This is a genomic window from Alicycliphilus sp. T452 (genome assembly GCF_054512775.1).
Genome location: NZ_JBTNEH010000034.1, coordinates 1 through 11,068, shown reverse-complemented (window position 1 = coordinate 11,068; position 11,068 = coordinate 1). Strand labels below are relative to the sequence as shown.

10 protein-coding genes are annotated in these 11,068 nt (G+C 70.8%); all 10 read left to right on the top strand.

Features of this window, described 5'->3' with window-relative positions:
- The 10 genes from ACX12L_RS20920 to ACX12L_RS20875 all read left to right on the top strand — a co-directional run bounded on the left by ACX12L_RS20920 (position 1) and on the right by ACX12L_RS20875 (position 10,983).
- Entirely contained in the window at positions 1-933 is a 933-nt protein-coding gene (locus ACX12L_RS20920) for a MurR/RpiR family transcriptional regulator (RefSeq protein WP_459264360.1), read from the top strand.
- On the top strand, positions 930-1,928 hold the full coding sequence (locus ACX12L_RS20915) for an isoaspartyl peptidase/L-asparaginase family protein (protein WP_459264359.1): 999 nt from the start codon (positions 930-932) through the stop codon (positions 1,926-1,928). Before ACX12L_RS20920 ends, ACX12L_RS20915 begins: the two co-directional genes overlap by 4 nt.
- A 16-nt stretch (positions 1,929-1,944) precedes the next feature.
- Positions 1,945-3,819 carry a dipeptide ABC transporter ATP-binding protein gene (locus ACX12L_RS20910; protein ID WP_459264358.1) on the top strand — a complete coding sequence of 625 codons (1,875 nt, stop codon included), beginning with the start codon at positions 1,945-1,947 and terminating at the stop codon, positions 3,817-3,819.
- Positions 3,820-3,911: 92 nt separating this feature from the next.
- The gene (gene gsiB / locus ACX12L_RS20905; protein ID WP_459264357.1) at positions 3,912-5,456 is read left to right on the top strand and encodes a glutathione ABC transporter substrate-binding protein GsiB; all 1,545 of its coding nucleotides are present in this window, start codon (positions 3,912-3,914) and stop codon (positions 5,454-5,456) included.
- A 54-nt stretch (positions 5,457-5,510) separates the two neighbouring features.
- Positions 5,511-6,431, top strand: a complete 921-nt coding sequence (gene gsiC, locus ACX12L_RS20900) for a glutathione ABC transporter permease GsiC (protein WP_459264356.1) — start codon at positions 5,511-5,513, stop codon at positions 6,429-6,431.
- Between the two features lie 7 nt (positions 6,432-6,438).
- Positions 6,439-7,347, top strand: coding sequence for a glutathione ABC transporter permease GsiD (gene gsiD / locus ACX12L_RS20895; protein ID WP_459264355.1), 909 nt, complete (start codon positions 6,439-6,441; stop codon positions 7,345-7,347).
- Positions 7,344-8,381 (top strand): P1 family peptidase, encoded by a 1,038-nt coding sequence (locus tag ACX12L_RS20890; protein WP_459264354.1) that lies wholly within the window; start codon positions 7,344-7,346, stop codon positions 8,379-8,381. Before gsiD ends, ACX12L_RS20890 begins: the two co-directional genes overlap by 4 nt.
- A 64-nt stretch (positions 8,382-8,445) precedes the next feature.
- Positions 8,446-9,264, top strand: a complete 819-nt coding sequence (locus ACX12L_RS20885; RefSeq protein WP_459264353.1) for a M55 family metallopeptidase — start codon at positions 8,446-8,448, stop codon at positions 9,262-9,264.
- On the top strand, positions 9,261-9,998 hold the full coding sequence (locus tag ACX12L_RS20880) for an aspartate/glutamate racemase family protein (protein ID WP_459264352.1): 738 nt from the start codon (positions 9,261-9,263) through the stop codon (positions 9,996-9,998). The genes ACX12L_RS20885 and ACX12L_RS20880 overlap by 4 nt, the downstream gene beginning before the upstream one ends.
- A 49-nt stretch (positions 9,999-10,047) precedes the next feature.
- Positions 10,048-10,983 (top strand): LysR substrate-binding domain-containing protein, encoded by a 936-nt coding sequence (locus tag ACX12L_RS20875; protein ID WP_459264351.1) that lies wholly within the window; start codon positions 10,048-10,050, stop codon positions 10,981-10,983.
- Positions 10,984-11,068: the final 85 nt, after the last annotated feature.

The window sequence follows — 11,068 nt, the reverse complement described above, 5'->3', positions numbered from 1 at the left end:
ATGCCCAAGCCCGTGCCAGACAGCCCGCAGCAGGTCTCGATTGCCACGCGCATCGCGCAGGCGCGCATGCAGCTCACGCCCTCGCACCAGCAGATCGCGGACTACGTGCTCAAGCGCCCCCTGCAGGCGGCCACCATGCCCATCGATGAGCTGGCGTCGGCGGTGGGCGTGTCGGTGGCGACGGCCAACCGCTTCGCGCGCGCCATCGGGCTGGACGGCTACCCCATGCTGCGCGCCGAGCTGGTCAAGGGTTTCGAGGCCATGCTGGCGCCCGTGGAGAAGATGCGCGTGCGCCTGGAAAAGCCCGGCAGCGCGCATGACGCCTTCGTGGCGGTGCTCGAAGAGAGCCAGAACAACATCGCCGCCACGCGCGCCGCGCTCGACCCCGCGGCCTGCGCGGCCGCGGTGCAGGCCGTCGCAACGGCGCGGCGCGTCTACGTGCTCGGCTATGGCGCCTCGGGCTGGCTGGCCGGCATGCTGGCGCGCGGGCTCGACATGCACTGCGAGAACGTGCACCTGCTCTCCAGCGTCGCCGGCGCCACGGACGGCGCGCGCCAGCTGCCGCGCATGGGGGCGCAGGACCTGTTCATCGTGATCAGCTTCCCGCGCTACCTGCGCGACAGCGTGGCGCTGGCGCGCGCGGCGCACGAGCGCGGCGTCCCCATCCTGGCGCTGACCGACGGCGCGCATTCGCCGCTCGTGCCGCTGGCGCGCCATTGCCTGTTCGCCAAGACCGAGAGCTACCACGCGGTGAATTCCGAGACCACGGTGCTCGCGCTGATCGAGGCCCTGGTCAGCGCCGTCGCGCTGCACACGCGCGACACGGTGCAGAACGCCACGCGCATGACCGAGGCCGTGCTGCCCTGGCTGCACGGCGCGGGCCGCGCCGGCGCATCGGGCCCTGCGCCCATCCCTTCCGAATCTTCCGAATGACGACCATGCCCCATGCAGCACGCGCCGCCGTGCCCGTCATCGCCATCCACGGCGGTGCCGGCACGCTCACGCGCAGCCACATCAGCCCCGCGCAGGAGCGCACCTACCACGCCGCGCTGCAGGACGTGCTGCGCGCCGGCCAGGCCGTGCTGGCGGGCGGCGGCACGGCGCTCGATGCGGTGTGCGTGGCCGTGCAGGCGCTCGAGGACTGCGCGCTGTTCAACGCCGGCCACGGCGCGGTGTTCACGGCCGACGCCACGCACGAGCTCGACGCCGCCGTGATGGACGGCGCCACGCTGGCCGCCGGGGCCGTGGCGGGCGTGGCCCGCGTGCGCAACCCGGTGCTGGCCGCGCGCGAGGTGCTGCGCGACGGCCGGCATGTGCTGATGATCGGCGCCGGCGCCGAGCGCCTGGCGCAATCGGCCGGCCTGGCGATGGTGCAGCCCGGCTACTTTTCCACCGAGGCGCGCCTGGCCCAGCTGCGCGCGGCCCAGGCCAGTGCGGCCGGCGCGGTGCTGGACCACGACGGCGCCGCCGCCCTGGCCGCGCGCGTCCAGGAGGGCCCGCTGCACGAGGGCCGCAAGATGGGCACGGTGGGCGCGGTGGCGCTCGATGCGCGGGGCCACCTGGCGGCGGCCACCTCCACCGGCGGCCTGACCAACAAGCGCCCGGGCCGCGTGGGCGACAGCCCGCTGATCGGCGCCGGCACCTATGCCGACGACCGCACGGCCGCCGTCTCCTGCACCGGCCATGGCGAGAGCTTCATCCGCGTGGCCGCCGCGCACGACGTCTGCGCGCGCATGGCCTACGGCGGGCAGGCGCTGCACGAGGCGAGCGACGCCGTGGTGCACCGGGCGCTGGCCGCCGTCGGCGGCACGGGCGGGCTGATCGCCGTCGACCGCCTGGGCAACGTGTGCCTGCCCTTCAACACCGAGGGCATGTACCGCGGCCTGGCGCGCGTGGGCCAGGCGCCCGAATCCTTCATCTACCGTTGACCGGGGCCACTCTGCCATGACGACCCATTCCTCCCATGCCGCCGCGCCCCTGCAGCTGCCCGAGCAGCGCGTGCTGGCCGTCAGCGGGCTGAGCGTGCGCTTTGCCACCTCCGAGCGCACCGTGGATGCCGTGCGCGATCTCTCCTTCCACGTGGACCGGGGCGAGACCCTGGCCATCGTGGGCGAGTCGGGCTCGGGCAAGTCCGTCACCTCGCTGGCGCTGATGCGCCTGGTGGAGCATGGCGGCGGCAGGATCATCGGCGGCTCGGCGCTCCTGCGCCGGCGCGGCGGCCAGGTGCTGGACGTGGCCCGGGCGACGCAGGCGCAGATGCGCGACGTGCGCGGCGCCGACGTGGCCATGATCTTCCAGGAGCCCATGACCAGCCTGAACCCGGTGTTCACCGCGGGCGAGCAGATCGCCGAGTCCATCCGCGTGCACCAGGGCATGGGCCGCGCCGGCGCGCGCGCCGAGGCGCTGCGCATGCTCGAACTGGTGCGCATCCCCGAGGCGAGGAACGTGCTCGACCGCTTCCCGCACCAGCTCTCGGGCGGCATGCGCCAGCGCGTGATGATCGCCATGGCGCTGTCGTGCAAGCCCCAGCTCCTGATCGCCGACGAGCCCACCACGGCGCTGGACGTGACGATCCAGGCGCAGATCCTGCAGCTCATCCGCCAGCTGCAGGAGGAGATGCGCATGGGCGTGATCTTCATCACGCATGACATGGGCGTGGTGGCCGAGGTGGCCGACCGCGTGCTCGTCATGTACCGGGGCGACAAGGTGGAGGAGGGCGCCAGCGCCGACGTCTTCGCCGCGCCCCGCCATCCCTACACGCGCGCGCTGCTCTCGGCGGTGCCCAAGCTCGGCGCCATGCAGGGCACGGACCTGCCGCGCCCGTTCGACCTGCTGCGCCCCGACGGCAGCACGCTGGCGGGGCAGTCCTCGCCCGTGGACACGCGCCCCGCGGACGCGCAGCCCATCCTGCGCGTGAAGAACCTGGTTACGCGCTTCGACCTGCGCTCGGGCCTGCTCAACCGCGTCACGCGCCGCGTGCATGCCGTGGAGCAGGTCAGCTTCGACCTGTACCCGGGCGAGACCCTGGCGCTGGTGGGCGAATCGGGCTGCGGCAAGTCGACCACCGGCCGCTCGCTGCTGCGCCTGGTGGAGAGCCAGAGCGGCGCCATCGAGTTCGGCGGGCGCAACATCCTCGACCTGCCGCGCAGCGAAGTGCAGGCGCTGCGCCGCGACATCCAGTTCATCTTCCAGGACCCGTTCGCCTCGCTCGACCCGCGCCTGACCGTGGGCTTCTCCATCATGGAGCCGCTGCTGGTGCACAGGATCGGCACGCGCGAGCAGGCCCAGGCGCGCGTGGACTGGCTGCTGGAGAAGGTGGGCCTGCCGCGCGAGCATGCGCAGCGCTACCCGCACGAGTTCTCCGGCGGCCAGCGCCAGCGCATCGCGATCGCGCGCGCCCTGGCGCTGAACCCCAAGGTCGTCGTCGCCGACGAGTCGGTGTCGGCGCTGGACGTGTCCATCCAGGCGCAGATCGTGAACCTGATGCTCGACCTGCAGCGCGAGCTGGGCGTGGCTTTCCTGTTCATCTCGCACGACATGGCCGTGGTCGAGCGCATCAGCCACCGCGTGGCCGTGATGTACCTGGGGCGCATCGTCGAGATCGGGCCGCGCCGCGCGATCTTCGAGAACCCCCGGCACCCGTACACCCGCAAGCTCATGTCCGCCGTGCCCATCGCCGACCCGGCGCGCCGCCACCTCAAGCGCGCGCTGCTCGAAGGCGAGATCCCCAGCCCCATCCGCCCCGTGGGCGACGAGCCCGTGGTGCCGCCGCTGCAGGAGGTGGGGCCGGGGCATTTCGTCGCGCCGCAGACGGCTTGAAGCCAAACAGGCCTCAAGCCCTTGCCCAACAAGCGCTAACAGCTGCTTTTTTGCTAGCAACCGCCATTCTTCCACCAACCCGGAGATTCCCCATGAAGAAGACCACTGTCACCTTCCGCCGCAGCCTGCTGGCCCTGGCCGCGCTGGCCGTATCCACGGGCGCGCTGGCCGCCGGCAACGCCGTGCTGGCCATAGGCGGCCAGCCCGAGACGCTGGACCCCTACAACACCAACACCACGCTGACCACGGCCGTGACCAAGACCTTCTACGAGGGCCTGTTCCAGTTCGACAAGGACCTGAAGGTCAGGAACGTGCTGGCCGAGAGTCATGACGTCTCCAAGGACGGCCTGGTCTACACCTTCAAGCTGCGCCAGGGCGTGAAGTTCCACGACGGCACGGACTTCAACGCCGAGGCCGTCAAGGTCAACCTCGACCGCGTGATGGACCCGGCCAACCGCCTGCTGCGCGCCACGCAGTTCAACCGGATCGCCAAGGTCGAGGCGGTGAACCCGCAGACCGTGCGCATCACGCTGAAGGAGCCCTTCGGCCCGTTCATCAACTCGCTGGCCCACGCGTCGGCCGCGATCATTTCGCCGGCCGCGTTGAAGAAGTGGGGCAGCAAGGACATCGCCTTCCACCCGGTCGGCACCGGCCCCTACGAGTTCGTCGAGTGGAAGCAGACCGAGGCCATCGTGGGCAAGAAGTTCGCCGGCTACTGGAAGAAGGGCTACCCCAGGATCGACCAGATCACCTGGAAGCCCGTGCTCGAGAACAACACCCGCGCGGCGATGCTGCAGACCGGCGAGGCCGACTTCGCCTACCCGGTGCCGTACGAGCAGGCCGCGAACCTGAAGAAGGCGGACAAGGTCGAGGTGGTGAGCACGCCGTCGATCATCGTGCGCTTCCTGGCCATGAACGTGCTGCAGAAGCCCTACGACAACCCCAAGGTGCGCCAGGCCATCGCCTATGCGATCAACAAGGAAGCGCTGGCCAAGGTGGCCTTCGGCGGCTACGCCTTCCCGGCGCAGGGCATCGTGCCGCAGGGCATCCAGTACGCGGTGAAGATGGACCCGATTCCCTACAACGTGCAGAAGGCGCGCGAGCTGCTGAAGGAGGCGGGCTATCCGAACGGCTTCGAGTCCACGCTCTGGGGCGCCTACAGCAACACCACCACGCAGAAGGTGCTGCAGTTCGTGCAGCAGCAGCTGCAGCAGGTCGGCATCAAGCTGCAGGTGCAGGCGCTGGAGGTGGGCCAGCGCACCGAGTGGGTGGACGCCTGGCCCGACCCCAAGACCGCCAAGGTGCGCCTGTACTACACGGGCTGGTCCTCGTCCACGGGCGAGGCCGACTGGGCGCTGCGCCCGCTGTTCGCCACGGAGTCCTGGGCGCCCAAGCTCAACAACATGTCCTTCTACAGCAACGAGGTGGTGGACGGCGGCATCGCCAAGGCACTGGTCACCACCGACAGCAACGAGCGCGCCGCCTTCTACAAGACGGTGCAGGAGCAGCTGATGAAGGACCTGCCCCGCATCCCGCTGGTGACCGAGGAGAACCTCTCGGCCCATGCCAAGCGCCTGTCCGGCGTGCACGTGATGCCCGACGGCAACATCAACAGCGACGAAATCGCGGTGAAGTAAACCCCGGCCCCCTCCCGCATGCGGGAGGGGGAGCGTCCCCCATTCCCTATACCCATGCTGAACTATTTCCTCAAACGACTGCTGGGGCTCCTGCCCACGCTGCTGATCGTGGCGGTGCTGGTGTTCCTGTTCGTCCACATGCTGCCCGGCGACCCCGCGCGCCTGGCCGCGGGACAGGACGCCGACGGGGCCACGGTGCAGCTCGTGCGCCAGGAGCTGGGCCTGGACCGGCCGCTGCCCGAGCAGTTTGTGCATTTCTTCTCGCGCATGGTGCAGGGTGATTTCGGCGTCTCGATGCGTACGCGCCGCCCGGTGTCGGCCGAGATCGGCGAGCGCTTCATGCCCACGCTGCTGCTCACCATCACCAGCATGGTCTGGTCGGTCATCTTCGGCATGGGCATAGGCATCGTCTCGGCCGTGTACCGCAACCAATGGCCCGACCGGCTGGGCATGACGCTGGCGGTCTCGGGCATCTCGTTTCCCGCGTTCGCGCTGGGCATGATGCTGATGCAGGTCTTCTCGGTGAACCTGGGCTGGCTGCCCACGGTGGGGGCCGATTCGTGGCGCCACTACATCCTTCCGTCGATCACGCTGGGCGCGGCCGTGGCGGCGGTGATGGCGCGCTTCACGCGCGCGTCGTTCGTCGAGGTGGTGCAGGAGGACTTCGTGCGCACCGCGCGCGCCAAGGGGCTGAACGAGCGCGTCGTGGTGCTCAAGCACTGCCTGCGCAACGCGCTGATCCCGGTGGTCACGATGATGGGCCTGCAATTCGGCTTCCTGCTGGGCGGCTCCATCGTCGTCGAGGCGGTGTTCAACTGGCCGGGCCTGGGGCGCCTGCTGGTCGATGCCGTGACCATGCGCGACTACCCCGTGATCCAGACGCTGGTGCTGCTGTTCTCGCTGGAGTTCATCCTGATCAACCTGGTGGTGGACATGGCCTACGGCTTCATCAACCCCACCATCCGCTACAAGTGAGCCGCCCATGACCACGCCCGTGATTTCCTCCATGCCCGCGGCGGCCAGCGGCGCGTCCCAGGCCGTGCGCACGCCCTGGCGCGAGTTCTGGCGCAAGTTCAAGAAGCAGCACGTGGCCGTGGCCGCGCTGGTCTTCGTGGCGCTGCTGGTGCTGGTGGCCGTGCTGGCGCCCTGGATCGTGCCGTTCGACGCCGAGAACTACTTCGACTACGACCGCCTGAACGAAGGGCCCTCGGCCCTGCACTGGTTCGGCGTCGATCCGCTGGGGCGCGACATCTTCAGCCGCATCCTGATGGGCGCGCGCATCTCGCTGGCGGCGGGCTTCCTGTCGGTGGCCATAGGCTGCGCCATCGGCACCACGCTGGGGCTGCTGGCGGGTTACTACGAGGGCTGGTGGGACCGCATCGTGATGCGCATCTCCGACGTGCTGTTCGCCTTCCCCGGCATCCTGCTGGCGCTGGGCGTGGTGGCCATCCTGGGCAGCAGCATGACCAACGTGATCGTCGCCGTCGCCGTCTTCAGCGTGCCGGCGTTCGCGCGCCTGGTGCGCGGCAACACGCTGGTGCTCAAGCACATGACCTACATCGAGTCGGCGCAGAGCATAGGCGCGAGCGACTTCACCATCATCGTGCGCCACATCCTGCCGGGCACGATCTCGTCCATCGTCGTCTACTTCACGATGCGCGTGGGCACCTCCATCATCACGGCGGCCAGCCTGTCCTTCCTGGGCATGGGCGCGCAGCCGCCCACGCCCGAGTGGGGCGCCATGCTCAACGAGGCGCGCGCCGACATGGTCAACGCGCCGCACGTGGCGCTGTTCCCCAGCCTGGCCATCTTCTTCACCGTGCTGGCATTCAACCTGCTGGGCGACGGCCTGCGCGACGCGCTCGACCCCAAGATCGACCGCCAGACATGATGGACCAGCCCCCCCGCATCGGCCTGCTGGACGCCGGCGCGCGCGACGCGATCACCGACGTGGCCGGCGTCACCGTGGGCCACGCCACGCTGGCGGACGGCGGCGTGCAGACCGGCGTCACCGTCATCCACCCGCACGCGCGCGACCCCTTCCTGCACAAGGTGCCGGCCGCCGCCGCCGTCATCAACGGCTTCGGCAAGAGCGTGGGCCTGGTGCAGCTGGACGAACTGGGCCAGCTGGAGACGCCGGTCGCGCTGACCAACACCTTCTCGGTGCCTGCCGTCGCCCAGGCGCAGATCGCGCGCTGCTGCGCCGCCAACCCCGAGGTGGGGCGCGCCTGGTCCACGGTGAACCCGCTGGTGCTGGAGTGCAACGACGGCTACCTCAACGACATCCAGCGCATGGCCGTTACGGCGTGGCACTACGACCTGGCCTGCACCAGCGCGGGCGTGGAGGTGGAGCAGGGCGCGGTGGGCGCCGGGCGCGGCATGTCCAGCTTCCAGCTCAAGGGCGGCATCGGCACGGCGTCGCGCCAGGCGCTGCTCTGGGGCGGCGCCCGCCACACCGTGGGCGCGCTGGTGCTGGCCAACTACGGCGTGCAGGCCAACCTGGTGTGGGGCGGCCAGCCCCTGGGCCGGCGCCTGGCGGCGCGGCAGCCGGCGCGCAGCGAGCCGGAAAAGGGCTCGATCATCATGGTGCTGGCCACCGACGCGCCGCTGGACGCGCGCCAGCTCAGGCGCCTGGCGCTGCGTGCCGCGGCGGGCCTGGCGCGCACCGGGTCGGTCTACGGCCACGGCAGCGGCGACATCGCGCTGGCGTTCTCCACGGCCTACACCCTGCCGCACCTGCCCACCGGGCCCATGCCCGCCGTGGCCCTGGTGCACGAGGCGCTGCTCGACCCCTTGTTCCAGGCCGGCGCCGACAGCGTGGAGCAGGCCATCGTGCACGCGCTGTGGCACGCGCAGGCCGTCACCGGCCGCGACGGCCACCGCCGTGACGCGCTGCGCCCGCTGCTGCATGCTATGAATAAATGAGCTACTAGCGTAGGTGCAGAAGGCGTTACAGGCCATTTTGACTATGAATCAACGAAGGAAGGCCATGAAGATCCTGGTTTCCGTGGACATCGAGGGCGTGGCCGGCGTCTACCATCCCGAGCAGACGCGCGCCGGCAACCCCGAGTACGAACGCGCGCGCCGCCTGATGGCGGCGGAGGCCAGCGCCGCCATCGCCGGCGCGTTCGACGCCGGCGCCAGCGAGGTCTACGTCAACGACTCGCACGGGGGCTTTCGCAACATGCCGCCCGACCTGCTGGACGCGCGCGCCCAGGCCATCCAGGGCAAGCCGCGCTACCTGAGCATGGTGGCCGGCGTGGAGCTGGGCGTGGACGGCCTGGTGTGCATCGGCTACCACGCGCGCTCCAAGGGGCGCGGCATCCTGGCGCACACCATCAACAGCTTCGCCTTCGCGCGCGTGCGCTTCAACGGCCAGGAGCTGGGCGAACTGGGCATCTACGGGCTGCTGGCCGGCCAGTACGGCGTGCCGGTGATCGCCGCCTCGGGCGACGACGCCTTCATTGCCGAATACCAGGCGCTGCTGCCCGCCACGCGCTTCATCGAGGTCAAGCGCGCCACCGGTTTCGGCAGCGGCACCAGCCTGTCGCCCGAGGCCGCCTGCGCCGCCATCCGCGCCGGCGTGGCCGAGGCTGTTCCCCAGGCGCGCGCCACCGCGCCGCTGGCCATGGCCGGCCCCATCGCCGTCGAACTGCAGACCCAGACCCCGGCGCTGGCCGACCTGTTTTGCCAGTGGCCCACGCTCGTGCGCACCGACGGCGACGCGCTGCGCTTCGACGCGCCGGACGTGGAAGCCGCGGTGCGCATGCTCAACTGCCTGTCCGCCATGTCGAGCGTATTGCGATGAACCAGCCTCCCTGTACCCACACCGTTGGCATCCTTGCCGGCATGGGCCCGGCCGCCGGCGTGGACTTCGCGCGCCTGTTCGTCGCCGCCTGCGAGGACTGGCTGCGCAGCCACGGCCACGCCGTGTGCGACCAGGCCTATCCCGCGCACTGGATGGCGCAGCTGCCCATTCCCGACCGCACGCGCGCCCTCGCCGACGGCGCGGCGCCCCAGCCGCTCGAAGCCATGGCGCAGGGCTTGGCGCAGCTGGCCGGCCTGGGCGCGCGCGCCGTGGCCATGCCCTGCAACACCGCCCATGCCTGGCATGCGGCCCTGCAGGAGCGCGTGCCCCAGGTCGAGCTGCTGCACATGCCGCGCGAGACGGCGGCCGCGCTGCGCGCGCAGGGCCAGGAGCGCGTGGCCCTGCTCGCCACCGAGGGCAGCTACCGCATCGGCCTGTACGAACAGGCCTTCGCGGTGCAGGGCATCGCCTGCGTGCTGCCCGATGCAAAGGCGCGGCAATGGCTGATGCAGGGCATCTACGACGGCGTCAAGGCCGGCGACATGGCGCTGGCGCAGCAGCGCTTCGTCGCCGTGGGGCAGGCGCTGCGCGCGCAGCATGGCGACATTGCGCTGGCCATGGCCTGCACCGAAATCCCGCTGGCCCTGCCGCAGGCGCCCGAGGCGCAGGGCTGGACGCTGATCGACCCCACGGCCATTCTTGCGCGCGCGCTGGCGCGCCGCGCCTACGCCTAGGTCCACGCCCTCTTGCGCCGCTGCCCCGCAGCGGGCATGGTGACGCCCCATGCGCCTGCGCCACATCGAAGTCTTCAACGCCGTCATGCTCACGGGCAGCGTGAGCGCGGCGGCGCGCCTGATGAACGTCACCCAGCCGGCCGTCAGCCGCATCCTGGCCCATGCCGAGCTGCAGCTCGGGTTTGCGCTGTTCCAGCGCGTCAAGGGCCGCCTCGTGCCCACGCAGGAGGCGCAGACCCTGTACCCGCAGGTGCAGCAGCTGTTCGCACAGCTCGATGAGGTGCAGCGCCTGGCCGCCAGCCTGAAGAACCCGCAGCGCTGCGACGAGCTGCGCATCCTCACGGTGTTCGCGCTCAGCGTCGAGCTGCTGCCGCGCGCGTTGCGCGCGTTCCGCGCCCAGTATCCGGGCGTGGCCGTCACCATCGACGCACTGCATTCGCCGCAGATCGTCGCGGCGCTGCTGCGCCAGGAGGCCGACCTGGGCTTCGTCTTCACCGCCGCCGCCCACCCCTCGCTGGTGCAGGAGCACCTGGCCGACGCGCACATGCTGTGCGTGGCCCCGCGCGGCATGCTGCCCCCGGCGCTGGTGGCGGGCGGGAGCATCGCGCTGTCCGACCTGGCGCAGCAGCCCCTGGTGCGCCTGGCGGCCAGCGACCCCATAGGCACCCTGGTGAACCATGCCTGCAGGGAGGCCGAGGTCAGCCTGCAGGCCCCCTACACGGTGCAGACCTACCACGCGGCGCTGGCGCTGGCCCACCATGGCCAGGCCTGCGCCCTGGTCGATGCCTGCACGGCCGCCTCGGCCGAGCGCGACAAGGTCGACGTGCTGGCCGTGCAGCCGCCCATCGCCGTGCCCGTGCAGGCGCTGCGCCCGGCGCACCGCCCGGCCTCGCTGCTGGCGGAGGCCATGCTGCGCTGCATGCGCGCGGTGGTCGTCCAGGCGCTAGGGCGAATCGACATTCAGAGCGACGCGCATGGGAAATGAGACGATACAGGTAGGAGGAAACCAGCCTGAATGTCTCGCCCGAGCCGCTACGAACTGACAGATCACCAATGGGAACGTCTTGAGG

Bases quoted from the DNA above. Each gene is read 5' to 3' on its own strand.
- ACX12L_RS20880 (WP_459264352.1), top strand. From the start codon at position 9,261: ATGAACCAGCCTCCCTGTACCCACACCGTTGGCATCCTTGCCGGCATG.
- ACX12L_RS20890 (WP_459264354.1), top strand. From the start codon at position 7,344: ATGATGGACCAGCCCCCCCGCATCGGCCTGCTGGACGCCGGCGCGCGC.
- gsiC (WP_459264356.1), top strand. From the start codon at position 5,511: ATGCTGAACTATTTCCTCAAACGACTGCTGGGGCTCCTGCCCACGCTG.
- ACX12L_RS20885 (WP_459264353.1), top strand. From the start codon at position 8,446: ATGAAGATCCTGGTTTCCGTGGACATCGAGGGCGTGGCCGGCGTCTAC.
- ACX12L_RS20875 (WP_459264351.1), top strand. From the start codon at position 10,048: ATGCGCCTGCGCCACATCGAAGTCTTCAACGCCGTCATGCTCACGGGC.
- ACX12L_RS20920 (WP_459264360.1), top strand. From the start codon at position 1: ATGCCCAAGCCCGTGCCAGACAGCCCGCAGCAGGTCTCGATTGCCACG.
- gsiB (WP_459264357.1), top strand. From the start codon at position 3,912: ATGAAGAAGACCACTGTCACCTTCCGCCGCAGCCTGCTGGCCCTGGCC.
- gsiD (WP_459264355.1), top strand. From the start codon at position 6,439: ATGACCACGCCCGTGATTTCCTCCATGCCCGCGGCGGCCAGCGGCGCG.
- ACX12L_RS20910 (WP_459264358.1), top strand. From the start codon at position 1,945: ATGACGACCCATTCCTCCCATGCCGCCGCGCCCCTGCAGCTGCCCGAG.
- ACX12L_RS20915 (WP_459264359.1), top strand. From the start codon at position 930: ATGACGACCATGCCCCATGCAGCACGCGCCGCCGTGCCCGTCATCGCC.